The 25,831-nt window shown below is 45.5% G+C and carries 17 protein-coding genes and 1 pseudogene; 8 read left to right on the plus strand and 10 right to left on the minus strand.

What is annotated here, in order from left to right:
• Positions 1-2: 2 nt before the first annotated feature.
• Positions 3-1,583, plus strand: a complete 1,581-nt coding sequence (locus LYNGBM3L_RS02530; protein WP_008178683.1) for a polyamine aminopropyltransferase — start codon at positions 3-5, stop codon at positions 1,581-1,583.
• A 308-nt stretch (positions 1,584-1,891) separates the two neighbouring features.
• Here the strand turns inward: LYNGBM3L_RS02530 and LYNGBM3L_RS02535 are convergent, their stop codons facing one another.
• The 7 genes and pseudogenes from LYNGBM3L_RS02535 to LYNGBM3L_RS02560 form a co-directional block, all read right to left on the minus strand.
• The gene (locus tag LYNGBM3L_RS02535) at positions 1,892-2,146 is read right to left on the minus strand and encodes a BrnA antitoxin family protein (protein WP_044492115.1); all 255 of its coding nucleotides are present in this window, start codon (positions 2,144-2,146) and stop codon (positions 1,892-1,894) included.
• 2 nt (positions 2,147-2,148) lie between these two features.
• Positions 2,149-2,247 (minus strand): annotated as a pseudogene (locus LYNGBM3L_RS49685) (BrnT family toxin); the annotation flags it as partial.
• A 421-nt stretch (positions 2,248-2,668) separates the two neighbouring features.
• On the minus strand, positions 2,669-2,869 hold the full coding sequence (locus LYNGBM3L_RS02540; protein ID WP_008178689.1) for a hypothetical protein: 201 nt from the start codon (positions 2,867-2,869) through the stop codon (positions 2,669-2,671).
• Between the two features lie 590 nt (positions 2,870-3,459).
• Positions 3,460-4,407, minus strand: coding sequence for a lipase family protein (locus LYNGBM3L_RS02545; RefSeq protein ID WP_008178691.1), 948 nt, complete (start codon positions 4,405-4,407; stop codon positions 3,460-3,462).
• A 220-nt stretch (positions 4,408-4,627) separates the two neighbouring features.
• Complete coding sequence (locus tag LYNGBM3L_RS02550) at positions 4,628-4,918, minus strand: hypothetical protein (protein WP_008178693.1); 291 nt, start codon at positions 4,916-4,918, stop codon at positions 4,628-4,630.
• Between the two features lie 135 nt (positions 4,919-5,053).
• Complete coding sequence (locus tag LYNGBM3L_RS35285) at positions 5,054-5,689, minus strand: single-stranded DNA-binding protein (RefSeq protein ID WP_044492043.1); 636 nt, start codon at positions 5,687-5,689, stop codon at positions 5,054-5,056.
• A gap of 243 nt (positions 5,690-5,932) precedes the next feature.
• Complete coding sequence (locus LYNGBM3L_RS02560; RefSeq protein ID WP_008178697.1) at positions 5,933-8,470, minus strand: mannose-1-phosphate guanyltransferase; 2,538 nt, start codon at positions 8,468-8,470, stop codon at positions 5,933-5,935.
• Between the two features lie 728 nt (positions 8,471-9,198).
• On the opposite strand from LYNGBM3L_RS02560, the gene LYNGBM3L_RS02565 reads away from it, so the two are divergent.
• Both LYNGBM3L_RS02565 and LYNGBM3L_RS02570 read left to right on the plus strand, forming a co-directional pair.
• A complete protein-coding gene (locus LYNGBM3L_RS02565; RefSeq protein WP_008178699.1) occupies positions 9,199-9,393 on the plus strand; it encodes a hypothetical protein in 195 nt (64 codons plus the stop codon).
• Positions 9,394-9,395: 2 nt separating this feature from the next.
• Positions 9,396-10,187, plus strand: a complete 792-nt coding sequence (locus LYNGBM3L_RS02570) for a cobalt-precorrin-6A reductase (RefSeq protein ID WP_008178701.1) — start codon at positions 9,396-9,398, stop codon at positions 10,185-10,187.
• Between the two features lie 129 nt (positions 10,188-10,316).
• On the opposite strand, the gene LYNGBM3L_RS02575 is transcribed toward LYNGBM3L_RS02570, so the two are convergent.
• From LYNGBM3L_RS02575 to LYNGBM3L_RS46905, 3 genes are all read right to left on the minus strand, one after another.
• Complete coding sequence (locus tag LYNGBM3L_RS02575) at positions 10,317-10,967, minus strand: DUF3386 domain-containing protein (RefSeq protein WP_008178703.1); 651 nt, start codon at positions 10,965-10,967, stop codon at positions 10,317-10,319.
• 542 nt (positions 10,968-11,509) lie between these two features.
• Positions 11,510-13,231, minus strand: coding sequence for an ATP-binding protein (locus LYNGBM3L_RS02580; RefSeq protein ID WP_044492116.1), 1,722 nt, complete (start codon positions 13,229-13,231; stop codon positions 11,510-11,512).
• Between the two features lie 132 nt (positions 13,232-13,363).
• The gene (locus LYNGBM3L_RS46905; RefSeq protein WP_008178707.1) at positions 13,364-13,648 is read right to left on the minus strand and encodes a type II toxin-antitoxin system CcdA family antitoxin; all 285 of its coding nucleotides are present in this window, start codon (positions 13,646-13,648) and stop codon (positions 13,364-13,366) included.
• 175 nt (positions 13,649-13,823) lie between these two features.
• On the opposite strand from LYNGBM3L_RS46905, the gene lepA reads away from it, so the two are divergent.
• The 5 genes from lepA (at position 13,824) to LYNGBM3L_RS02610 (ending at position 25,479) form a co-directional block, all read left to right on the plus strand.
• Positions 13,824-15,635, plus strand: a complete 1,812-nt coding sequence (gene lepA / locus LYNGBM3L_RS02590) for a translation elongation factor 4 (RefSeq protein ID WP_008178709.1) — start codon at positions 13,824-13,826, stop codon at positions 15,633-15,635.
• Between the two features lie 275 nt (positions 15,636-15,910).
• The gene (locus LYNGBM3L_RS02595; RefSeq protein WP_008178712.1) at positions 15,911-16,861 is read left to right on the plus strand and encodes a UDP-glucuronic acid decarboxylase family protein; all 951 of its coding nucleotides are present in this window, start codon (positions 15,911-15,913) and stop codon (positions 16,859-16,861) included.
• Between the two features lie 111 nt (positions 16,862-16,972).
• The gene (locus LYNGBM3L_RS02600; protein WP_008178714.1) at positions 16,973-18,364 is read left to right on the plus strand and encodes a UDP-glucose dehydrogenase family protein; all 1,392 of its coding nucleotides are present in this window, start codon (positions 16,973-16,975) and stop codon (positions 18,362-18,364) included.
• A gap of 948 nt (positions 18,365-19,312) precedes the next feature.
• Positions 19,313-23,050 (plus strand): hypothetical protein, encoded by a 3,738-nt coding sequence (locus LYNGBM3L_RS34615; protein ID WP_008178716.1) that lies wholly within the window; start codon positions 19,313-19,315, stop codon positions 23,048-23,050.
• A complete protein-coding gene (locus LYNGBM3L_RS02610) occupies positions 23,047-25,479 on the plus strand; it encodes a tetratricopeptide repeat protein (protein ID WP_008178718.1) in 2,433 nt (810 codons plus the stop codon). Before LYNGBM3L_RS34615 ends, LYNGBM3L_RS02610 begins: the two co-directional genes overlap by 4 nt.
• Positions 25,480-25,831 lie beyond the last annotated feature (352 nt).

Raw genomic sequence — 25,831 nt, forward strand, 5'->3', positions numbered from 1 at the left:
CGATGGAAGATGCGATATCAGATGGGAAACCGATACCTAACTCTAGCATCCCATCCCTCAAACGGGACCAGCGTTGGTTGCTCATGATTGCTGCTGCGGTTTCCTCAATTTGTGGACTAGCGGTAGAACTGTTGCTGGGAACTCTAGCAAGTTACTTGGTAGGGAATCAAGCTCTATCCTATGGTATTTCCGTTGGAGTATTTCTCGCAGCAATGGGTCTAGGGTCTTACCTGAGTCAGTTTATTGCTGTCAATCAGACCAATTCCCCATCTCTACAACACCAACTACTCTTAGTCTTTGTCAAAGTTGAACTACTCATTGCTCCCCTAACTGCCCTATTGCCTTTGGGACTATTTGCTGTATTTGTTAGCAATGGTTCCATCTGGCTGGGTTTATTCTTCGTCACTATTGTCCTGGGAGTACTAGCAGGACTGGAAGTGCCGCTACTGACCCGAATTCTGGAATTGGACAAAGGGGTGCGGGAAGCATTAGCAGGTGTTTTAGCCTTAGACTATTTGGGAGCACTACTGGGTTCCCTCGCTTTTCCCATCCTCTTATTACCCATTATCGGTTTATTTCCTACGGCTTTTGTCTTAGGGTCATTACCCGCCTTGATGGTGTTTGCCATTGGCAGACGCTTTCCCAGACTGCGGCCCTGGGGATATTTGGGTTTAACCCTAGGTATTCTCCTGTTTACCTTGGCTCCCTTAGCCATTCCGATTAGCGACAAGCTGGAAAATACTCTGTATAGTGGGCCAGTGATCACCCGCATCCAGTCTCCCTACCAACGCATTGTCCTCACACGACAAGGACAGGATGTTCGTCTCTTCCTCAATGGCGATTTGCAATTTTCCACCCTCGACGAATACCGCTACCATGAAGCTTTAGTGCATCCCGCCATGAGTGCTAGTGTTGGTAGGCGTCGGGTTCTGGTGTTGGGTGGAGGTGATGGTATGGCCTTGCGGGAAGTGCTCAAATGGCCAGAAGTCGAACGAGTCCTACTGATCGATTTAGACAGCGAGGTTGTCAAATTAGCTAGTCATCACCCTCAATTAGTCCAAGTTAACGATAACTCATTTTCCGACCCCCGTGTCGAAGTGTTGTATGCTGATGCTTTCATTAGGGCACCCGCACTCAACGAAACCTTTGATGTGATTATTGCCGACTTTCCCGACCCCGATCAAAAGATTATTGCCAAGCTTTATGCAGAAGGATTCTACCGCCGTCTCTTACCGCGATTAGCAGACAAAGGCATTTTTGTGACTCAGGCATCTAGTCCCTTTTTTGCTCCCAATGTTCTGAGTTGTATTGCCGCAACCTTGGAAAATGTGGGACTATTAGTTCATCCCTATGTTATAGATGTCCCCAGCTTTGGGCCTTGGGGTTTTGTCCTAGCATCAAGGCGATCGATTCAGCCGGACACCCTCAATTTATCGGTATCAACTCGCTTTCTGACCCCAGGCATTTTACACTCCTTGTTTGAGCTGCCAGGAGATATTAAGTTGGGTAATGTCGAGGTCAACCGCCTTGCTCATCCTGTGATTGTACGCTACCAATCTGACCCCCGTTGGGCAGCTTACTAAAAAAATTGGGTTTAAAGCCCCCTCCTTCTAGGACGGCTTTCTATTGAAAACTGTTCTGACGTTTGTCGCCAGTTAGCAAGTAGGGTGGGCAGTGCTTGAGACAGATCAGATCACCTCAGCTTTGTGCTTAGATAGGCACTGCCCACCGACGATTAATCCCAATGGTGCCAGATATGATTAGAAACATCTCCACGATCACGAATTGTCTGAAGAGACTATAGTCAATCAACGTTTTATCCTAATAACTTACCATTGAAATATTTAGATTAAATTCCTTTATCGTTACCGGAGCGATAATGTTATCAAGCTTATTGACTTTGAATAATTTCTGTGATCGGAATAGTTTCCTGATCTCCTTCTACTTCTATCGATTGATGCCGAATGTGCTGACGCAACACCTGATTAATCAAGGTTTGATAATTGCCTCCACCAGATAGATGTACCTGCTCACGAAACCACTCAATAACATCGTTATCTAAACAAATTGTGATCCGAGTTTTACCAGATGGCATCGGGTCAATCGCGCCACGCTTACCTTGACTAAAATCATACTCAGCTTCCATCTTCATCCCTCCAAATATTGTTTACGTTCAGTACGAGTGGCTTTGCGAGCTGAAATCAAACGGATTTGATCACCTCGCCAGGTATAGACCACAACCAAAACGGGTGCATCTCAATGCATGCTATTTGACGCGGTGGTGCGTTACGGGCAACAACCTAACACTTGCTATGGCTTGCGTCTTGGCGAGCCCGTCCCTAACACACCCTACGCCTAAATTCTAAATTATAAATTCTTAATTCTTAATTATAAATTCTTAATTCTTAATTATAAATTCTTAATTCTTAATTCTTAATTCTTAATTCTAAATTCCCTCTTTCGATAAGTATCAAAAAAAAATAGCCGTAGAAATACTATCCACGACTATTTCAATTTCTTATGTCACAAAATTAGCAAACTTAACCTGATCAGTTCCTATCTGATTCGACCAAAACCAAGGCCCCCGGGGAGAAACCCCCCCAGAAATTTAGCGATGCAGCGCGGTCTTGGGGGTTTCCCCCATGAGCGACTGCATCAAGACAAAGTGTTATGGCAACAACCAATACTTGGTGATTGTAGTGATCACTTCCCCTGGAACATCAGTCGGTTCCAGAGGGGTCCATTCCGCTATCTCTGCATAGCCTAATGCGTAAAGCATCTGCATGCTATAAATTACTGCTTCACGAGAACCTTTCAGAGTTTGATGAGCAGGTTGTTTCTTGAAGTTTTGGCTGAATTGTTGTGACATCATAAAAAATTTAATTTCGGTTAATATTGATTATTGTAATGATTATAGCTTTAATTGTCAAGGGTTTTGAGAAGTTTTTTTTGGTAGTTTTGGGATTAATAAAAAATAAGCGATCGCGTAGCGTATATTTCATATAATCGCTTTTATAAAATTAGCGATCGCGTAGCGTGACTTCGGTCAATCGCACAAGGGCGGAAGCTTAGCTTCATCGCGTAGCGTGACTTCGGTCAATCGCGTAGGTTTTTTTTCAGAGAATCCCTTAGTTTTTAACTATTAGTTTTTATAGCATTTATTGCCTTAAAGTCCCCCTTTTTAAGGGGGACCAACGGGGGATCGGTTGGGTGCATCTCATTTTTGCTGTTTGACACCGTGGTGCGTTACGGGGCGGGCTATCCAAACCCTAGCTACGAGGCGGAAAATGAGGCCACCCCTAACGCACCCTACCCAACTGGAAGGGGTTAGGGCTGGGTTCCTCTTGCCTCTTTTCTGTTCCCTGTTCCCTGTTCCCTGTTCCCTGTTCCCTGTTCCCTAAAACCAGAAAATTTGTACCTCACAAACTTGAAATCCGCTAGACAACCCCAGACCAAGAGCTACAACCAATATCTACAGACTTGACTAGGATCTGGTTTCACCGACTTCATCGTTTTGTCCTGATCGTAGTCAAAGGTTCTCTCACAAAAGCCACTTTCACTCTCCAACGCACAATTCAAAACAGTTTTATAATTTTTGTAATGATGATTGTCTATAACATCAAATTTACCCATTAAGTTGTCTCGAGAAAATGAAACTAGATAGGCATAGGGCAAATGCTGATATCCTTCATATTTAAATGGGTCACAAGGAACTTTGTCATAAACATTTTGGATACGAATAGTTCGTGTCTCGGGGTTTTGTTGCGGTGCCTGTTGTTGATAAAATTCTACAAATGCTTGGTTGCCTACACGAGGGGAAGCATAGTTGTAGCTTGCAGACTTGATATCTGGTCTAGACAACGCCATATCAAGTGTGAATAAAGTGCTCAGTGTAGAGCCTAAACTATGGCCAGTAATATACAGAGTATCGATCGGTTTTTCAGATGCTTGGTATTTATCAACTAGGGCAAACACCTGATTCTGCATCGAGGGTGTGTTCCCATCACTATTGGAATAGATATGGTAGAAACCTGATTCAACCCTAAGCTTAGATGGCACTACAACATCTTCCTGATAAGGTACAAATGTTGTATGATTAACACCAAAAGTATCTATTAGATCCTCTGTGGAATAAGTACCTCTAAAGGCAAATATATAAGTGTAAGGAGACTGCTGAGATCGAAACACTACACCATAACACTCAACAGTTTTGTATTTATTAAAAATCGCATCAACACCAGTCCAGTAGTCTACAAAATCATAACCATCCGGTGGAGACACCTCAAGACACTCAGCAGGGTTTTGCTTATCAAAAGCATCATAAGTTAGACTGCTTGCTTGCGCTAAAAGGATGGCCCTGGTGGAATCAAGGTCAGCAGTTGTGAGGTAAGTAATTGTGTTATCCATCACGCATGCTTTCATTAGGATTGCTATATATAGCAATCCTATCTGATTTGTGAAAGAAATGGTCTGCTTTAAGGCAGGAAGCAGACGGCAGATGGCAGAAGGGAAGGGAGAAGGCACCAGTTTTTAACAATTCCAGTGATTTTACAAATAATTTAGGATTGCTATATAGGCTTCCTCCCCAGCAGCAAGGATGAAGCCAATGGCATTACTGTCGAGTCTGTTAAACCCTAGTCATGTAATTATTTTTTGCACAAAAGTCTATACAATTAATTGCTGCTTCAGAATTAGCAACAGAGGGATGCACGGTACATTTAAGACGATAATCACCAGTAAAAAACTGACAGTTAGAACAGGGAATTTGATGCAGTCGTTTGGCAACAGCAAAACTTTCTCGGACTGCTGACAAAACCGTCCAAGCTAGAATCATCATTATCCCCCAAGCCAAACAAAAGCAAATCAAGTCTAGATAAGGCTGGAGGGCATAGATCAGTACGTAAAGAAGTTGAAACACAATTTAATAGACTTCTTGCAGAAGTCGGGAACAGGGAGCAGGGAGCAGGGAGCAGGGAGCAGGGAATAGGGAAGAGGTAACACATTTTGTGTACCTCATAGCTATGATAAAAGCTATAATCTTTTCTCCTAATAACTAAAAGGGAATATCATCTAAATCTTGTTGATGACTAGGGCTACCAGAGGTTGGGTTTTGAGGAGATGAAGACCCAAAAGAAGAGTCAAAGCTTTGCTCAGTATTTTGTTCAGTGCTGGTATAAGCAAAATCTTGTCCGGTATTGTTAGGAGAAGAAACTGATGACGACATCCGATGTTGCTCCATGGATACCACCTTATCATGAGGTGCGACCCGTGGCGAATTTAATTCGCCAACGGAAAGCGCACCTATGGTTTGGGGACGAGATGGTTCTGGGGTCTGCTGGAAAGTTCTTTCCGAGCCCATGACTTGTGGCTCAAAGTGATCATCTGTTCCCAATTTGTGAATCCGGGAAACATTCAATTCTGCCCGTTTTTCCTTGAACCCTTCTGGTCGCTCAATCACATTCATCCTTAAGCTACCTTCAATCACCACGCGATCGCCTGTGGAATAGTTTGTTTTAATTTCATTGGCCAAATATTCCCCCCAACCTACCACTTTTAAGGTGGATGGGGATTCCTCAGCCTTAACACTGGCGAATTGTACTAGCATCTGAGTCAGGGGTGTCTGATTCTCTGAGGTGTAACGCAGTTCTGGATCCTGAATAATTTGTGCCATTAAAATGCAGCTGTTCATCTCCTATATCCCTGGTCCTTTGAATGTTGACTCCTTATTATAGAACAAGCGTACCAGTACTCTTGGCTTTTCTTTGATTGAACTTAACCTACCAACAATTAACTACCAACAAGGGCATAGCGGTGACTTTCCTGAGGTCTACAAACACTCTTTAGGTGCGCTTTCCAATGGGCGAGTAAATCGCCCTTGGGTCGCACCTGAGGAAAGCCACCGCTATGCCTGTTAAGAGCCGATTAATCGGATTTATGACACGGCTGAAGGTTGTGCTTCTACACCTTGTTCTTTTTCAACGAATTCCTGAACATGGTTGCGATAATGCTTGAGGTTTTCCTCAGCCCAATCCCGGTCATCGCTGTTGGCAAAAATATGAACTAAGGGTTCGCCAGCATCGGGTAAAATCAACACCCAGTTATCATTTTGCGGGTTGATAATTTTAACTCCATCGACAAGTTCGAGCTGCTCACTGGGATGGGTTTCGACCAGATGACGCATGAGGCTACCCTTAACTGTCCAAGGACAGCGCAGAGTAACGGTTTTGTACCATACCCGGGGGAGTTCGGCACGAATATCAGCAAGCGATCGCTCTTGGACTGTCAGCATCTCGATCAACTTGGCGATTCCAAACATGGCATCAAAGCCTGGATGTAGTTGGGGGAAAATAAAGCCCATGTCCCAACTACCTCCCAATACCACATTGGGGTTGCTTTGAGAAGCTTCCATCAGTGCTGTGGGGTTAGCTTTGGTGCGGATCACCTTGCCATCATGGCGTCGGGCAATTTGTTCCACCGCACTTGATGTCTGGACTGGAACCACCACAGTTCCCCTGGGATTAGAGGTTAACATAATATTGACCATCAGTGCAGTCAATACCTCACCTCGAATCGAGATTCCCGATTCATCAACCAAAATCAGCTGTTCCCCATTAGCAGAGACCTGCACGCCAAAATTGGCTTTTAGGGCCTCGACCACCTGACCCAGCTGATTGAGCAAACTCTCTCGTTCTTCTGTGGAGATAGCTGTTTGTTTCAAACTGGCATTGAGGACTACTGCATCAGCCCCAAATTTCGCTAACAGTTGGGGTAACACCGCACCAGACACAGCATAAGCATAGTCAATAACTACCTTAGCACTACTGTTGCGAATTGCCTCTACATTGAGATGCTTCTCAAAGGCAGTACCGTAGATATCGATTAACTGAATCGGGTAGTTAACATTGCCGATATCATTGATCTGGACTCGTCTTAGGTCTTCTTTAAAGTAAGCCCCCTCAATTTTTTTCTCTTTACCCTTGCTGATATTAATTCCCTTGGCATCAATAACTTCGATCAGGATATGATCTGGTCGGTCAGGATGCACTCGCACATGGATACCTCCGGAGACCCCTAGGGTTGGTACCACGGTTCGAGCCACGGGAATTGCGGTTGCATCTAGGTTCTGGACATCGACACCCACAGACATCAACCCCCCAATCAAAGACCGGGTCACCATGCGACAGATACTACGCTGGTCACGGGAGAGTGATACTTGGGAGCCTAGTTTTAAGGTAGACCCATAAGCCGCTCCCAACTTAACGGCAAATTCAGGAGTAATATCGATGTTGGCTAAGCCTTGGACACCCCGCTGACCAAAAAGATTCCGTTGGGCAGTGTTGCCCCAAATTAAATTGATATTCAATGTTGCACCTGATTCTATAGTTTTATTTGGCCAAACCCTTACAGTGGGACTAATTTGAGCTTCTTCTCCCACTTTAGACAGGGAACCGACAACGGCACCTTCCAAAACCTGAGCACGACGGTCTACCCTGGTTCCCCTGGAAATGGTGCAGGCACTCAGATTAACCTCTTCACCAATTAACGCTCCATTCCAAATAATCGGTCGTTTCAGGTTAGCGTGAGCAGAGATGGTAACATTATCGCCAATTACTGTTCCTGCTTCGATGTGGGCGTTTGGCCCAATCCGGCAGTTGCTACCAATTAGTACTGGGGTTTCAATCTTGGCAGTAGGGTCGATATAGGTATTTTGTCCCACCCACATTCCTGAGGATTGTTCTGGGTAAGCAAAGTCTAGTGTGACCTTATTCATTAAGCCGTCATACTGGGCTTCTCGGTAAGCCTCCAGGTGACCAACATCACACCAATATCCCTCAGCTACATAGCCATACATTGGCTCATCTTTCTCGAGGAGTTTCGGAAACAGGTCTTTAGAAAAGTCACATTCCTCATTTGATGGCAGGTACTCTAGAACCGATGGTTCAAGAATGTAAGTGCCAGTGTTAACAGTATCGGAAAAAATTTCTGAGGTCGAAGGTTTTTCCAAAAATCGGCGGATGCGCATTTCCTTATCGGTGATCACCACCCCGAACTCAACGGGATTGGGAACGCGAGTTAGGATTAATGTCGCCTTTGATTTCTTAGCTTTATGAAATTCGATCGCAGCAGTCAAATCAAAGTCGGTGATGCTATCGCCACTAATGACTAAAAAGGTTTCATTGAGTAATTCGGAAATATTTTTAACACAACCTGCAGTACCCAGAGGCTGTTCTTCTTCTACCGCATAAGTCATCTTTACCCCAAAGTCACTGCCGTCTTGGAAGTAGTCCCGCATGACATCTGGGAGATAGTAAAGAGTGGCAATGACCTCAGTGATATTGTGCCGTTTGAGTAGATTAACAATATGTTCCGCAATGGGTCGATTCAGGATTGGCACCATGGGCTTGGGCAGATCACAGGTCAACGGTCTAAGCCGTGTTCCTGAACCACCAGCCATCAGCACTGCTCGCATAATTCCTCCTCTTTTAACCCGTTAAGGGGTTTGATCATGTTGTCTACGTTCATTTGTCTTTTTATGGGCTTTTTTTAGTGAAGTACTTTCCTCCACAAACAGTGACTTGATCTGAAAACCGTGATTTTGGTATGGCCTAGTCGATAGTGATTCATAAGTGATTCACATAGGTGCCCTTGACCCATTAAGAATTAAATTCGCCACGGGTCGCACCTAAATAGTGCTTTCGACAAAGACTGGCGGAACCATAACAACGACACTGGTGTCGCCAAGTTTCCTCCTCCCTGAGAAGAAAGATCCCGTGTTGACCCGCTCCTTCTTCACTCACGTAATCATGACTACTGAGTTTGGCTAGTCTGTAACTCCTAAGGGTGACACCACATAATGAAGACTAGAGAAACTGGATCTGGATCAATGCTACTTTGAGCTGTAATCCGAATCAATTCGTAGGTGCGCTTTCGTGTCGCACCTGTTGATTAACCTACACACTTATGGTATTGAGGTCATGGTCTAACACTTGCTTGATAAGGTAAAATTATCATTAATATAAAAATTATCTTATAAAAAGCACCCGAGGTGAAAAACCATGTCACAATAACCAAATGTGTTCTACCCAGATTCATCGACGGTAGTTAAAACCGCCCCAAGGGCTCGCTTTTCCTCCCTGTCAGGCGAGACGCCTATCTTACTTGAGACGGGGTTTCCAAATATGGCAAGATTTTTGATGAATGGCTAACTTAATTGTCTTCGGGTTACTGGTAGTCTATGGGTATGGCGTGTGGAAATTCTGGAGGGGGTTTGAGCGGACTGACTTCAGCCGGAGTTTAACCAATCGGATAGCATTGTCACTGTTGTGGCCAGCTTTAATCGTTGCCAATAAGTCCTATCGCAAAAACTTTACTAAAGCCCTTAAGGGCAGATAGGAGTGGTAGATAGCAGTGGCCGTATTTGGCTGATTGGTGGAACCACCGAAAGTGTGACTCTGGCAAATGCGATCGCATTCAGGGGGATTCCCTGTACAGTAACCGTTACCACAACAGCGGCTAAATCCCTCTATCCCCAAACCCCAAATTTAAGGGTTCGAGTCGGACGTTTAGATACAAATGGGCTAGAGCAGTTTTTGGAGAACCATGGTATTGTAGCGATCCTAGATGCCTCTCACCCCTATGCGGTGGAAATTTCCCAAATAGCGATTTCAGCCGCTTGTGCTCGGCATATACCTTACCTGCGTTTTGAAAGGCAACAGCTAAATTCTCAGGTAAGTTCTGAACTAGACAATTCACCAATAATTTATCTCAATAGTTTCCAAGACCTGATTGCTGGTAACTATCTCCATCAGCAGCGGGTATTACTGACAATCGGTTATAAACATTTACCCTTATTCCGTGGTTGGCAAGACCAATCAACCCTATACGCCAGGGTTCTCCCCAGTGTTACTGCAATTGATTTAGCGATCGCGTCTGGATTTAGCCGGGATCGAATTATTGCCCTGCGTCCTCCGGTACCAGCTGATTTGGAAAAGGCACTCTGGCATCACTGGGACATCTCTGTTGTGGTCACCAAGGCCTCTGGGGTTGCTGGGGGAGAAGATATCAAACGAGCCGTAGCTACTGAGTTAGGCATCTCCCTAGTTATAATTACTCGCCCAGTTGTTGATTATCCGCAGCAAACCAGCCATGTATCTGTGGCATTAGAGTTTTGCGTACGTTATGTTTGAACTCTCTCCCGGTAAATAACAGGTAAGCCTATGGGCTACAGATGGTGCTACTTGAGGTGCCGTCAGCTGTCAGCCGTTGGTCTTTAGCTGATGGCTGATAGCTGATAGCTGAATGCTTACAACAAAAGTTTAAACCATAGCTGGTTGGAGTAACCTGATATTATAAAAGTTGAATTCAGTAGCTGTCCGCCCTTTTTCCTCGATGGCATAAACTACTTGACGAGTCATAATATAATAATCACCAACTTTCTCGAACCTGTCCTCAAATTCTCGTTTAGCCATCAAATCACCAGTTTTGGCATTGCGAAAAATGGCATTGTAGCCTGAAGAAATATACCCTTCTCCTGTATCTAGGCTATGGTTGGTATTAATTGTAAAAGCCATCGGACCCATAACCCGACTGACATGACAAATTTCCCTACCCCGGACTTTATAGTTAGAGCCCATAGCATCACCCTTGACCAAAATTTCCACTGCACCAGTAGAATCGTTTTCACCAAAGCTAAATTGGTTTTTCCCATGGGCTTTTTCAAAGGATGACCGCTTGCGATGGGTCACAATATCCCGCATCTGGTTATAGACACTTTCTTTGACCTTTTCATCATCAAACCCACTGACTTCAACACTGTGATCACTATTAATGCGAACTTGACCAGTGTATACTTCATCACCTTGCTTAATTTCCAGGTCAGCTTTGTAACCAGGAAAATTGTCGTCCCAGGTGTAGCGGTTTTCGTAAGCCGCCTGGAACACTTCACGAGCTGTTTCGTTTTCGATCATAGTCTTGTTAAGTCAACCGATATTTTGAGCTAATAGTTCCCAAACTAGACAAACTATACTAGGGAAGTGTTACTATCCAAAGACTACTCACTAATCTCTGACGGTGCTTATTATAGCATTACTGTTTTATAGAGAATCTTTAAATTTGGTGAGGTACTTTAAGCGTAAGCTATCAGCGTGTCGCGTATCAGCTATCAGCTAATGGGCTACAGATTGTGCTACTTGATGTGCTTATGGGCTATTATAAAGCTACGGAACTTTTGAATAAAACAAGAAAGGATTCGAATAATGCTGAGTTATGGAAAGCACCTCAAGCAGCGTGAGCCATTCGCGTAGCGTGGCCTTTGGCCAAGGCTCAGGGCTGACGGCTGACGGCTGAATGCTTACGTTTAATCTAACTTTCAGCTAAAACTAATACTAACACTTTTCACCATTACTCCCAAATTTATTATGGCTTGTAAGTGTTAGTAAGTTTAGTTTAAGTTTTCCGTAAAAAGCTAAGGGCTGAATCCTTACGTAAGGGGAACCTAAAGAGTGGATGGTTAATCAATATCAGTTGCTTGATTGGAAATCATCACAGGAACTTGATAAAGAGGTACTGTGAAGGTAACTGTTGACCCTAAATTTTCCCCCATACTGAAAAAATTGACCACACCCCCCATGGTTTCAATCAGCTTTTGGGATATGACTAAGCCTAAACCCGTGCCGCCATATTGGCGAGTCCGGGAACCATCGACTTGGGTAAAGGTTTGAAACAGCCGGTCTTGCTGGTCGAGGGAAACACCGATGCCAGTATCGGCAACTCGAACTTTAACCAATCCTGGGAATTCTGTACCTTTGAAAGTTATCTTCTTTCGGATCACCTCAGCACTAACAGTCACCCCACCTTCATCAGTAAACTTAATGGCATTGCCGACTAGGTTTAACATGACCTGTAGCAGCCTTTGATAGTTACCATACATAACAATGCCATCATAGACATCAGGCATTTCAATTCTGAGGCTGAGGTTTTTGAGCTGGGCTTGATTGATCGTAAAGTCCTCAACTTTTCTAAACAGAGAATCTAATTCTACTGGAGCGAGTTCTAGCTCCATTTTACCAGCTTCAATCTTGGCAATATCCAGGATATCATTAATAATATTGAGCAGATGCAATGCAGAATTGTAGGCTTCTTGGATAAAATCCCTTTGCTCCTGTGGATCGTCTGCCATGCCATCAAGAACCAACTTGAGAAACCCAATCATGCCATTGAGAGGGGTACGTAACTCATGGGAAGTATTAGCCAGAAAATCACTTTTGTGGCGAGAAGCTTCTTCAGCCCTTTCGCTAGCTATTTCTAACTCCTTGTAAAGGGTGCCATGAGCGATCGCTGTGCCGACTTGTTCAGCCAATTCTCCCACTAACTTTATTTCTGCGGCACTCCATTGACGGCGATCACCACACTGCTGTAGGCAAATCAAACCATTAGGTTCATCTTTATAGGAGGTTGAAACCACCAACACAGACAACTGTTCCCATTCACCGGGAAGAATGTGTTCTACCAGCAGTGGCTCCTGACTAGTGAGGGCTTGTTCGAGGTAAGGCTCAGAATCTAAGGGTAGCAGTTGTTTCGCCATTGACCGCAAGGGCTTTTGACAATATTCTGCCTGCACCTTGGTTACCCGTGCGTCTGGTTTGTAATAGCAGACGAGGCAACGGCTTACCTGGAGTGCCTCCCCTAGACTTTGGGCAGTTTGTTGCCAAATCGTATCTAGATCGAGGGTCCGACGAATCTGCCGGGAAATTTTGGTGAGTAATTGTTGATGGGGGTCTACACTTAGGTTTGTAGGAGATTCCCGCCATTCCAATATTGATGATTCCGGCAAAAAGCGACCCATAACTAGAACAGTGGTTGCTTCACCATCCGCTGGCAAAATGGGGCTAATCACCAACTCAAAGGCAAAGGATCTGTCCTGGTAACAAAACGATTGAACACAACGTTCAGGGGAACGCTTGCTCAAAATTCTCTGAAGCCTCTCTTGGTAGGCTTCGGCTTCAGTCGGGCAGAATGCATCTTCTAGGGGAAGTCCCACCACTTGTGTCAAACTCAGACCATATTGCTCAGCAGCTTGCCAGTAAAAAGAAAGGCATTTACCCGATGCCTCTTGAGTATAAACCAGCTCACACCCTAAACCCTGCAAAAAGTTAGAATCACCTTGTGCACTAGCGGATTGCCTATTTATATATCCAGTTTGAAAACATTGAAAATTCACAGGTGCAGCCATTAAAAGAAACCTGGAAACTACAAGCAACACCGGGAGCCTCAGTTCCCGTTTCAACAAGTAAATGCAACCAACCAACCCTAACCCACGAGCCAATGGCAACGTCTCAAAGTAGATGCCTTTACCTCTTGTCTATCAATCGTTCCACTCACCTCGGGGCGGCAGGGGAGGATTTCGGTCAAAGGTACGGGCTAATTCCTGATCTGTTCCCCTTTCACCCCTAAGCCATTGACGAATTGCCGTTTCTATTACTTTACTCGGATCATTAGTCAAGTGTTTGATTTGATCCAAGAGTTCCGTATCCAAATGAATAGAAATTTCTTCTTTGTCAGCTGAACGTGATAGATCTACGTTAGTAGCTTTGGTAGACTCAAGGTGGTTTTCAAGCAAACCCTCTTGATGTAAGGCATGATCATTCATAATCGATGGGCTAATAACACTACTAATATAACTTTACGATAACTGACAATTAGCCTGGCTCACTTATAACCATTCCAGGGATAGTACCCTTACCTCTGACGGAAAACATTAAAATACATTAAGTGAAGCATGAACTCAATAGACCAGTTATTGACTGGGTTTATACCAATAGCTTATGACTGATGCCCCTGTCTCTCATATTCGCAATTTTTCGATTATCGCCCACATTGATCATGGGAAATCGACCTTAGCTGATCGCCTACTGCAAGCTACTGGTACCGTAAGCGACCGCCAGATGAAAGAACAGTTCCTGGACAATATGGATTTGGAACGGGAGCGGGGAATTACGATTAAGCTGCAAGCGGCTCGGATGAACTATACTGCTAGCGATGGTCACGAGTACGTTCTCAATTTAATTGACACTCCCGGTCATGTGGATTTCTCCTATGAAGTGTCCCGCTCACTAGTGGCTTGTGAAGGAGCACTGTTGGTAGTCGATGCATCCCAGGGTGTAGAGGCTCAAACTCTAGCAAATGTTTACCTAGCCCTTGAACACGATCTAGAAATTATTCCCGTTCTAAATAAAATAGACTTGCCTGGAGCTGAACCGGAAAGGGTAAGTACCGAAATCGAAGATATCATTGGTCTTGATTGTAGCCAAGCGATTCGAGCATCAGCCAAGGAAGGTATCGGTATCGAAGACATCCTCGAATCTATTGTACATCTAATTCCACCTCCAAGCGATACCGTAGAGCAACCCCTAAGGGCGTTGATTTTTGACAGTTACTATGATGCTTATCGTGGCGTAATCGTTTATTTCAGAGTGGTCGATGGCACTCTAAAAAAAGGCGATCGCATTCGCTTGATGGCCTCTGGCAAGGAGTACGAAATTGATGAGCTAGGGGTGCTTTCCCCTAACCAAGTCCAAGTGGATGAACTCCACGCCGGTGAAGTTGGTTACCTGGCTGCTGCCATTAAGGCGGTAGCCGATGCCCGTGTTGGTGACACCATTACTTTAGCAAAAGCAGCAGCTATTGACCCTTTACCGGGATACACTGAAGCCAAACCGATGGTTTTTTGTGGCTTGTTTCCCACTGATGCTGACCAGTATAAGGATTTAAAGGAGGCATTAGATAAGCTGAAACTCAATGATGCTGCCCTGAACTACGAACCAGAAACTTCCTCTGCGATGGGATTTGGCTTCCGCTGTGGTTTCTTAGGCTTGCTGCACATGGAAATTGTTCAAGAGCGCCTGGAAAGGGAATATGATTTGGAGCTAATCACCACCGCCCCTTCAGTGGTCTATCAAGTGACCACCAATCAGGGAGAAGTCCTTGAAATTGATAATCCGAGTACCCTGCCATCCCCCCAAGAACGGGAAAAAATTGCCGAACCCTATGTCCGGGTAGAAATGATTACCCCAGAAACCTATGTTGGGACTCTGATGGAACTCTGTCAAAGCCGCCGTGGGGATTTTAAGGATATGACTTATCTTGCCCAAGGACGGACTACTTTAATTTATGAATTACCCCTAGCAGAAGTGGTTACTGACTTTTTTGATCAAATGAAGTCTCGCTCTCGGGGTTATGCCAGTATGGAGTACCAGCTCATTGGTTACCGAGATAATCCCTTAGTCAAGCTGGATCTACTGATTAATGCGGAGCCTGTGGACTCCCTGGCAGTAATTGTTCACCGAGACAAAGCTTACTATGTGGGTCGTACCTTGGTGGAGAAACTCAAGGAACTCATTCCCCGACACCAATTTAAAATTCCTCTTCAAGCGGCTATTGGTAGTCGAGTCATTGCTAGTGAACATATTCCGGCTTTGAGAAAAGATGTATTGGCTAAATGCTACGGTGGTGACATTTCCCGGAAGAAAAAACTTCTCCAAAAGCAGGCAAAAGGTAAAAAGCGGATGAAAGCTGTAGGGACTGTTGATGTTCCTCAGGAAGCGTTTATGGCAGTATTGCGTCTTGACCAAGGCTAGAGGGGGGATTCAGTCATTAAAAGTCCAGACCTGAAAGCCTTGTACTAATCTCGGAATGCTTACTACCAACCTAGTAATTCTCAACCGGTTAGCCAAGAGAATTCGATGATAACCTTCGGTAATTACGGAATTGGTTTTCAAGGTAGGTGAAAAACTATATGGAGAGATATATATCCGGACTTTTTGCCATAAATTAAGTAAAAATTGTCTAACTGGACACTGTTAAATTCAGAGGTTAGTTTAGGATTGATTTCACATCACAAAAGTTCAGTGGCATGAGAATACTAGTTACTGGTGGGGCTGGTTTTATCGGCTCCCATCTAATTGATCGTTTGATGGCAGAAGGTCATGAAGTTATTTGTCTGGATAACTTCTACACTGGTCACAAACGGAATATCCTGAAATGGCTGGCACACCCCTACTTTGAGTTGGTCCGCCACGACATCACTGAACCGATTCGGTTAGAAGTTGATCAAATATACCACCTCGCTTGTCCAGCATCCCCAGTTCACTACCAATACAATCCCGTCAAGACTATCAAAACCAATGTCATGGGTACCCTATACATGTTAGGGTTAGCCAAACGGGTGAAGGCGAGATTATTATTAGCCTCCACGTCTGAGGTATATGGGGATCCGGATGTCCATCCCCAGTCAGAAGATTATCGGGGTAATGTCAATCCCATTGGGATTCGCAGTTGTTACGATGAAGGCAAGCGAGTGGCAGAAACCCTCGCATTTGACTACCATCGACAAAATGGTGTAGACATTCGTGTAGCCCGCATTTTTAACACCTACGGTCCTCGAATGCTGGAAAATGATGGGCGAGTCGTTAGCAATTTTGTGGTGCAAGCTCTGAAGGGGGAAGCCTTAACGGTTTATGGGGATGGTTCACAGACCCGAAGTTTCTGCTATGTCTCCGACTTAGTCGAAGGACTAATTCGACTTATGAATAATGACCATACCGGACCGATTAATCTCGGGAATCCTGGAGAATACACTATATTAGAACTCGCTCAGGCGATTCAGAAAATGGTGAATCCTGATACAGAAATTATCTTTAAGCCTCTACCTCAGGATGACCCCCGACGTCGGCAACCAGACATTAGTAAAGCTAAAACCTTACTAGGTTGGGAACCTACTATTACTTTGTCAGAAGGGTTAGATTTCACAGTGTCCGATTTCCGTAAGCGTTTAACTCCTCAAGAGGAAAACAATCAGATTTAATTAAATCAATCAACCTCAGGTCAGGGTGCCAATACTATCTGTGGCTCCAACCGTGAGACTTTCTTAACCTTTACTAACCATTGAAGTTTATATTAATTGAGGTATAGGTCCATGCGCGTTTGTGTGATTGGTACAGGATATGTGGGCTTAGTAACTGGCGCTTGCTTAGCCCATATCGGTCATCAAGTAATCTGTGTAGACAACAACGAAGAAAAAGTTAAGCTGATGAAATCTGGACAGTCGCCCATCTATGAACCAGGACTGTCGGAAATAATGCAGGAGTCAGCTAATGCAGGTAGACTTGAGTTTACCACAGATTTGGCGGCTGGGGTAGACCATGGGGAAATTTTATTCATTGCAGTGGGAACTCCCCCCCTACCTACCGGAGAAAGTGACACTCGTTATGTGGAAGCTGTGGCCAGAGGGATTGGATCCCATCTCAAGGATGGTTACAAAGTAATTGTCAACAAATCAACGGTACCCATTGGTTCTGGAGATTGGGTAAGGATGATTGTCCTAGATGGGGTAGCTGAACGCCAGAAATCTTTGGTAACTGCAGGAGGGCAAGCTGAAACTGAACCAGCAGAAGACATTACCGCGGATTTTGATGTGGTCAGTAATCCAGAGTTTCTCCGAGAAGGTTCAGCAGTTTACGATACCTTTAATCCAGACCGTATTGTCCTAGGAGGCAATAGCGAAAAAGCGATCGCAATGATGAAGGAACTGTATCAACCAATTGTCGAACGCCAGTTTGCTGAAGACAAATCCCTTCCCCCAGTTCCAGTGCTAGGTACAGATCTCAGCTCAGCTGAGATGATTAAATATGCGGCTAATGCCTTTTTGGCTACTAAAATTAGCTTTATTAATGAAATTGCCAATATTTGCGATCGCGTAGGTGCTGATGTTACCCAAGTTGCCCAAGGAATTGGTTTAGATTCCCGGATTGGCAACAAGTTTTTACAAGCAGGAATTGGCTGGGGTGGTTCTTGCTTCCCCAAAGATGTCTTAGCACTACTCCATACCGCTGAAGATTACGGTTATGAAGCGGATTTGCTGACAGCCACTGTCAGTGTCAACAAACGCCAACGTCTACTTGCGGTTGAAAAACTCCAGAAAGAGCTGAAAATCCTCAAAGGTAAAACAGTGGGGCTGTTGGGTTTGACCTTTAAGCCCAATACTGATGATATGCGGGATGCTCCTGCTCTAAATCTGGTGGAGGAACTAAACCGACTCGGAGCCAAGGTCAAAGCCTATGACCCAATTATTTCCCAAACTGGGATGCGTCATGGTCTATCTAACGTGATTGTCGAAACGGATCCAGAACGGTTGGCTGATAGCTGTGATGCTTTAGTGTTAGTTACAGATTGGGATCAGTTCCAGAAGCTCGACTATGGTAAGATGGCCGAGCTGATGAATCATCCGGTGATCATTGATGGTCGCAACTGCCTAGATCGGAACCAGCTAGAACGTGCTGGTTTCTCGTATTTGGGAATTGGTTGTTGAACTATATCCCCTCCTCATAGAGCTAGGATTGATCGTCAACCTAAAGTTGTCAGAGCAGCTGATTAACTCTATCTGACAACTTTACCTTTAAAACTTCCCGACAAACCTCTGACTTGGGAAAATCAAGTTGTGTTGTTACTTCCTGCTCCAGGGATCAGGACTTTCCTGGAGCGCTTTGGTCACAAAATTAGCGGCATCTTTTAGGTCCGACCCGTGGCGAATTTAATAATTAGATGCGGAAAGCGCACCTTTAGAATTTTTGTGATAGCAAGTTTACCTGACTTATATGTAAATTGCCATAAGTGAAATCCTGTACTAGAATAACTGAGGGGTTTGACCCCTCAGTTATTTTGTGAAGACTAGCTGAGTACCCAAACCCCATCCCCAAAGCTAAAAATCTTAGTTGTTGGGATTTGGCAACAACTTTGTGTTAAGACTAATGTTGGTGTTGATCAAGAACAAAAGCCCAGTCAGCACCCCGCACCCTTGGTGACGGGGCATAAAGCATCTAAATTTAGTTAACTAACCAGTAATCCCCATTAAAATTGGCTAGGTGTACGGCAAGTCTTAAAGTCCTACCCAAAAATCGGCACTACCACAAAAGGGCAGGTCAGGGAACTGATTTGGTTGTTAACTATTGGGGGGATTAGATATGTGGATGGTTTAATGGCTTCATGGATGCCAGCAACCATTGATTATCAGCAAACCTGATCAGTAACCCAAGCGTGATCTAGTTGGCGACAAATCGAGCTAAGCACTAAACTCTAGTAATGGTAATTTTGGTGATAGTTTTGGCTTAGATTCACTAACAGTCCAGGTAAATATGAGGTATATGAGCTAATATTGGTTCATTTTTCCACAAAAATGAGCCAAAATCCTCTAAAACTGGGTGCGTCCTAAATTTTTGACCATAACTGGTCAGGCAAGATCAATGAGAGTGGAGGTAGTATGAGTCGCCCAAAACCAAGCCCTTTCCTAGAGCGGCGACAGGGTTTACAGAAAGGATTGATTAGTCAAAAAACCCAGACAATCCAGCAAACAACTAGTCAATGTCTGAGATGGATAGTTAAGAATGTCCTTCTATGGATGCAACTGCTTAGTACTGGGTCATTCGCCGTAGTCTGGATGCTGTCCTTGAGTGCCATTGAACCAGCTCAGGCAACTGCTATATCTAAACATACTAAGTTCTTAGAGCAGCTCCGGACAAATCAGAGCAATGATTCAGGTCAATCCGTTAGTGAGGAAAGTGAAAAAGCCCCCCAAACCAAAATTATAGCACTAGGAAAGCTTGGAAGTAAACAGGAGAAAATCCCTGAGCCAACTAAGACCCAAAAGTCTTCTGTCCCAAGGACCAACTCCACCAGAAAACTGGCTTCATCTGTGCTGCCGCACTCTAAATCCCAGACTGAACAACCAGCTAAACGGGCAGCTAAGCCTAAGTTAGGGTCACGCCAGTCAAGGGCTACCCCTAAGGCTATCCCTCCACTGCTTAAAACCAAGGCGGCTCAGCCCAGTTCTGCCGCTACCAGGCCAGGGGATTTACCATTATCTCGGTTGCAGCAGCAACAATTAGCCAAACGGGACTCTACAGCTAAAGCTGTTTCTGCACCGCTGAAAACCCAAAGCTCAGCTACCCCAAGAACTGCCTCCAAAAAAACCGTAGCTGCTCCAATCCAGGCGACAGCTAAGCCCCAGCCAGAGGAGATAGCCAAAGTTATTCCAGCACGGCCCAAAGGCAAAAAGTCTGCTGTACAAAGCAGTAACGGTAGAGAAAACAGCACTACCCTAGCCCAGCCGAGACGTAACCGCCAGCAAGGACAATCAACTAAACCCAAGTTCAGGTCACCCTATGCCAGGTCTAGAGCTAGGGCAGTCCCAGCCTTCGGAAAAGCCCAAGCCTTGGCTTCTCCAAACACCACCACTAGCAAAAAGGTGGGTTCGAGAATCCCTGAGTTATCTCAACAGCCTCAAAAACCAGGGAAACTGGATCTAAAACCAGGACACAGGGATGGGTTAGCCAAGTCATCTGTGCCCAATAAAACTAAAGTCTCTTATCGACCTAACCATGAGGTTACCTCGAAACTAGGCTCACCAGCCCCAGAGTCGTCGGAACTAAAACAGAGCAAACCAGCTAACTCTAAGCTAGTCACCCAGAAGAAATCTGCTAACACTAAAGCTGACACTAAAGCTGACACTAAAATAGACAAGTTAGCGTTAACGCCATCACCTCAAAAGCCTCTAGTGTCATCATCGACCCTAAACCTAGAGCAAATAGACTTAAAGTTCACGGAGTTCAAGCTCAGCCAACTGTTGCCCTATGGCAGCAGTTCGAGTGTGGATTTGGAAGGAGTAGTTCCAGCTAAGTGGAGCAACTGCCAAACAAACACAGCCTGTAATCAGCTGCTGCCATCCCTAATTCCGAAGTTAGTTCCAAATAGTGCCAACTCTAGCTCCAACCAGCAGACAACCTCCCAAGCAAAAACGGCACCTTTGCCAGTACCAACAGGGCCAATTCCCTCCAATGCTGGTAAACTTCCCAAAAAATTCAAGCAACTGCCTCCTTCCCCACCAACCCTGCCGGAACAGCTAGGGCAAGGAACGGCGACACCCCTATTTCTGAATAACTACCAAAACCAATCGGTAGGACAACTGCCTGTATTCCCACAAACCAAGACACCAGCGCCATTGCCAGCACTTCCTAACTCGATGCCGTTGGGAAGCAATACTCCTAACCCGAATTGGGGCTATTTCCCTTACGTGCCACAAACGGTACTATTGATGCCGATGATGCCAGGAGTAACTGGGTCGATGCCGTTGGGTACGAGTAATGGTAATCCTGGTCAATTGCCCTACGTACCACAAACTTTACTATTGATGCCAACGGCAGGGTTCGGCATGTCTACCCCCCAGGGAATAAATAGTTATAGCCCTAGCTATAACCCTAGCTATAACCCTAGCTATAACCCTAGCTATAACCCTAGCTATAACCCTGGGTTAGGTCAGCTACCTTATTTGAGAACTACACCGGCTCCCCTGCCAGCCCCAGTCAATCCCATTCCGATGGGGGGTACTACCTATAACCCTGGCTTCGGTCAGTTGCCCTACCCGAGACCCATGCCCGCTCCTCTGCCAGCCCCAGTAAATCCCATGCCCATGAGGGGTAGTCCTTACAATTCGGGTTTAGGTCAGCTGCCCTATCTGAGAAGTTCCCCAGCCCCCCGGCCAGTAGTCCCGATTAATCCCATTCCCATGGGGGGCACTAGTTATGGCTTGGGCTTAGGTCAGCTACCTTACTTAAATACCATTCCAGGGCAGGTACCAGGGCAAATCATGGCAGTACCAGTGGTGCCAAATCCCAACATCCCTGGCTTGAGCCAGTCTCCTTTCCCAACTACCCCCCCAGGTCAGGTACCAGGGCAAGTCATGCCCATCCCAGTGGTGCCAAATCCCAACACCCCTGGCTTTGGCCAGTCTCCTTTTCCAGCCACACCCCAACCACCGCTACCAGGGCAAGTCACTCCGATCCCAGTGGTGCCAAATCCCAACACCCCTGGCTTTGGTCAAGTACCCTTCTTCCAACCAGCACTACAACCCTGGCCACCGGCTCCCAACTCAAACCTAAATCGTCCAACTTCTCCGCCAGGCAATTCAACCGCCCAATCCACCGGTCGCCCGTTGCTGCCTAGCACCGCTCTAACCCCAGCATCCTTGCGTTTCCAGGGCAGCTTCGTGACTCAAGGGGAAAATTCAGTAGCCAGAGCTCGCTTGGACGGAAACTATGTGCTAACGCCCCAATTCCTGTTTGGAGCTACCCTAGATCTGACTAGCGAAAATGACCAATTGGTAGACTCACCTAACGAAGGGGCAACTATCAATCAGTTGTTCTTTACGGCTGCTCCTGCTAGCACCTTACCCACTCTGCGGTTTTCCGTCGGTCAGTTGGATTTAACGTCCTACTTTGATCGGAATAGTTTTGCCAAGGATGGGGTAAGCCATTTCTTTAATCCAGTTTTTCAAACTAATCCAGCCTTGAGTGCTACTGCGATCGCATCTCGTCCAGGTTTATTGGTTAACTGGGCAGTGACAGACAATATAGAAGGCAAAGTTGCTCTGTTTTCATCAGCTGAGAGTCTGGAGCGATTTGACCTCAATGGCTTGGCAGGAGAAATTGGTCTGCGCTACGATAATGTGATCGTGCGAGGAACCTATGCCTCAGGCAGGGATGGTGGTGCCAATAGTGGCTTCCGGGAAATTTTCTCCATCGAACGGGGAAGGGATGACTTTGGCATCAACAAGAATGATGATGAAGAAGCATTTGGTGTCAATGGCGAAGTGTTTATTCCTGAACTGAATATGGGCATATTTGGTCGCTATGGGATTTACCGCAACCGGGATTTGGATGAAGAGGGAAACACCTACAGTTTCGGAATCACCTTCTTGGATTTATTTTCTAAGAATGACCGGGTAGGGTTAGCCTATGGTCGGGATCTGTCCAATGAGGAATTGCGCCAGGAAAATGGGGATGATGTACCAGATGTGTTAGAGCTATACTACGATTTCCAATTTTTACCGAATGTGCGGCTTGGTTTTAGCCTTCAGCAACGCAATAGTTTCAAGGAAACGTTTGCCGGATTTCGATTGAAAACCGATTTTGATGTAACTCCTAGAGGTAGGTTTACTCCATGATTCTAGAGGAAGGCAAAAGGAACAAGGGAAAAGGCTTACCCCCCATAAAGAGCGGAGAATCCTCAGGTCAGAGGCAAAAGGCAAAGGGACTGGATTCACATTGCCATCAGTGTCGCCGTGTGGTAAAGTTTTTTCCCATTTACCTCTTACCCTTGACCGTTTACCTCTTACCATTGACTGTTTACCTTTTTCCTCTTGCCTTTTGCCTTGAGGCAGCTCAAGCCCAAACTATTCCGGTGCCGATTATCAGAGCCTTTAATCTGCTCAGGGAAGGACGAGTGGAAGAGGCAATTAAAGAGTTTGAGCAAGCTGTCCAGCGTTATCCCCAATCCATTGATGCGAAGATTGGCCTAGCCATCGCCTACCGCCGACAGGGATTGATTGACCAAGCTTGGGATGCCTATCAACAGGTGCTCGCTCAAGACCCCACCAATGAGTTAGCCCTAAGTGCAGTAGGTCTGCTAGGGACATATAAACAAGAATGGCAGACTCAGGGAATTGAAGCCCTTACGGTCTTGCTCGATATCAATCCCAATGATACAGAAGCTCGTGGCAGGCGAGCTCTGCTGTATGGTTATCAGCAGCGATTTGGTGAGGCGATCGCAGACTATGAAATTGTGCTGCAAACTGACCCTAGTCCAGATGTGCTAATAGGGGCAGCAGAAGTTTACACCTACAACGGTAACCCTCAAAGGGGTCTGGAACTCTTTAACCAATACCTCGCTACGGGGAATGTGATTAGTGGCTATGCTGTCCTGGCTTATGCCCAATCCTTAAGGCAAACCGGCAATGCGGCTCAGGCGGTGCAGGTTCTGGAAAACGAGTTAGTGGGGTTCGCCCTCATCGATCAACTCGACGACCTAGGCATCCAAACCAGAGCCGCCCTCTCCCAAGCCTATGCCGAAAATGGACAGATCTCTGAAGCATTGGCCGTATTAGAGCCTTTACAAGGTATCCCCCAAGCCACATTGCCCTTAGCGCGATCGCTAAATGAAATTCGCAATAAAAATCAAGATCCAGCCCTGGAACCCCAAGTCTCTATGCTCTACCGCCAGGCACTGGCAGAGAATCCTAATGACCCTAACTTAATTCGGGAGATAGCTGATGTGTTCACAGGCATACCCAGCGAACGGGCAACCGCATTGCAGCTTTACCAACAACAGCTTGCCTTCGAGCCTGATAACCGTAGTCTGATGATTAAGATCGTGGGTCTGGAAAGTCAGACCGGGTTAATTTCTCAAGCTCAATTGAGCAACCGTCTAGCGACCATACTGATTCCCCTACCTACTGAACCCAGCGAATTGCAAGCGGTGGCAGACGCCTTGATCCCGATCGAGCCGCCGGGGCCAGAATTTCTATCTATTTACCAAAATATCCTGGCATCTGGGGTTAACGCGCCCTTTTTGTACTTTCGGATCGCTCAACTTTACATTGAAGCCAATGACTTGATCTCAGCTAGAAATGCGTTGGCTACATATACCGCCACACCCCAGGGAGCTAACGATCTGGTAGTACAGTTGCTAGCGGCAGATATTGAACGTCTTGAGGGTAACTGGATTGCTAGCCGCCAGCGTTACCAAGCCTTGATTGCCAGCAACCCACAACGGGATATTCTCAATGGAGCATTGCAAGGATTGTCATCTATACTTCTGCTACAGGATAGACCAGGGGAAGCTGTGGCAGTTTATGACCAACTAGTGGCGCTCAATCCTAGTGATGTTAACCTACAGCTAGCACGAGCTACAATTGCCTATCAAGCGAATCTGATTCCAGAATCCCAAGCTGAGGCATTTGTCTACTATTGGTTGCAGACACAACCCAATGTGCTTCCGCCCCAAGAACTCTTTGCTCTAGTCGGTGCTCTACCTGCCAATCCCACACGGGAACCCCTATACATTTCGCTGCTGCAATCTGAACCAGACAACATACCAGTAAACCGCCGTTTAATTCAGGTTATTGCTCAGCGTAGTCCAGAATTAGCTAGAGCTCAGGTGATTGAATTAGTCAATCGGGCTCCCTACTCCGTTCAGACATACTTGTTGCAGGGGCGATTGGCAGAAGCGATTGATCAGTTAGACATAGCAGAACGCGCCTATCAGGTGATTTTGACCGCAGAACCCAGTAACACTGAGATTATTGCTGCTTTAGGTGGTGTTCGTTTCCAACAACGACGCTTTGACTCCGCCAAGCAACTCTATTATAGGGGTCTTGCGATCAAACCCCTGGATTTCGGGGTACGTCGTGCCTTAGTTGGACTAAATCAGACAGAAGATTTTAAAGTCAAAGCCCTAGAACAGTTGGAACAGCTACGACTGGAGGAATTCAGTCGAGGGTCTAGTACTGCTACCCTGTCCCGTCAGAGACAGCAAATCCAAGAAGGATTTCTGTTCCGCAGGGGTTTCCAACCGCCTTGGGAACGTTTTGATTAAGGATAAAAAATGAAGTCTAGATGAAGTGTCAAGTGTAAAGAATAAATTCTAAATGAAGTATAAAGGATGAAGTGTCAAGGATGAAGAATGAAGTGTCAAGGATGAAGGATGAAGTATAAAGGATTAAGGTATGACAAGGGAAAATCCCAAATGGCAATTAACACTTAAAAATTGGCAGTTTTATAATCACAAATGAATAATCCAGACATTTAAAGCCAATATCAGAATTGAATAATTCTGAACTCTGATGTTTTTAGGCTAGGCTTAGGTTCAGACTTCTTCCCTTAAAAGACTACGTTGGATCAATCCAGAGGCTTGTATCCAACTATGTTTGAGGAGTAAATGTAAGAGC

The organism is Moorena producens 3L, from assembly GCF_000211815.1.
GTDB lineage: Bacteria > Cyanobacteriota > Cyanobacteriia > Cyanobacteriales > Coleofasciculaceae > Moorena > Moorena producens.

What these genes read in the sequence shown, in the direction of transcription:
- LYNGBM3L_RS02530 (WP_008178683.1), top strand. Translation starts at nt 3, where the DNA reads ATGGAAGATGCGATATCAGATGGGAAACCGATACCTAACTCTAGCATC.
- LYNGBM3L_RS02535 (WP_044492115.1), bottom strand. Translation starts at nt 2,146, where the DNA reads ATGGAAGCTGAGTATGATTTTAGTCAAGGTAAGCGTGGCGCGATTGAC.
- LYNGBM3L_RS02540 (WP_008178689.1), bottom strand. Translation starts at nt 2,869, where the DNA reads ATGTCACAACAATTCAGCCAAAACTTCAAGAAACAACCTGCTCATCAA.
- LYNGBM3L_RS02545 (WP_008178691.1), bottom strand. Translation starts at nt 4,407, where the DNA reads ATGGATAACACAATTACTTACCTCACAACTGCTGACCTTGATTCCACC.
- LYNGBM3L_RS35285 (WP_044492043.1), bottom strand. Translation starts at nt 5,689, where the DNA reads ATGAACAGCTGCATTTTAATGGCACAAATTATTCAGGATCCAGAACTG.
- LYNGBM3L_RS02560 (WP_008178697.1), bottom strand. Translation starts at nt 8,470, where the DNA reads ATGCGAGCAGTGCTGATGGCTGGTGGTTCAGGAACACGGCTTAGACCG.
- LYNGBM3L_RS02565 (WP_008178699.1), top strand. Translation starts at nt 9,199, where the DNA reads ATGGCTAACTTAATTGTCTTCGGGTTACTGGTAGTCTATGGGTATGGC.
- LYNGBM3L_RS02575 (WP_008178703.1), bottom strand. Translation starts at nt 10,967, where the DNA reads ATGATCGAAAACGAAACAGCTCGTGAAGTGTTCCAGGCGGCTTACGAA.
- LYNGBM3L_RS02580 (WP_044492116.1), bottom strand. Translation starts at nt 13,231, where the DNA reads ATGGCTGCACCTGTGAATTTTCAATGTTTTCAAACTGGATATATAAAT.
- LYNGBM3L_RS46905 (WP_008178707.1), bottom strand. Translation starts at nt 13,648, where the DNA reads ATGAATGATCATGCCTTACATCAAGAGGGTTTGCTTGAAAACCACCTT.
- lepA (WP_008178709.1), top strand. Translation starts at nt 13,824, where the DNA reads ATGACTGATGCCCCTGTCTCTCATATTCGCAATTTTTCGATTATCGCC.
- LYNGBM3L_RS02595 (WP_008178712.1), top strand. Translation starts at nt 15,911, where the DNA reads ATGAGAATACTAGTTACTGGTGGGGCTGGTTTTATCGGCTCCCATCTA.
- LYNGBM3L_RS02600 (WP_008178714.1), top strand. Translation starts at nt 16,973, where the DNA reads ATGCGCGTTTGTGTGATTGGTACAGGATATGTGGGCTTAGTAACTGGC.
- LYNGBM3L_RS34615 (WP_008178716.1), top strand. Translation starts at nt 19,313, where the DNA reads ATGAGTCGCCCAAAACCAAGCCCTTTCCTAGAGCGGCGACAGGGTTTA.
- LYNGBM3L_RS02610 (WP_008178718.1), top strand. Translation starts at nt 23,047, where the DNA reads ATGATTCTAGAGGAAGGCAAAAGGAACAAGGGAAAAGGCTTACCCCCC.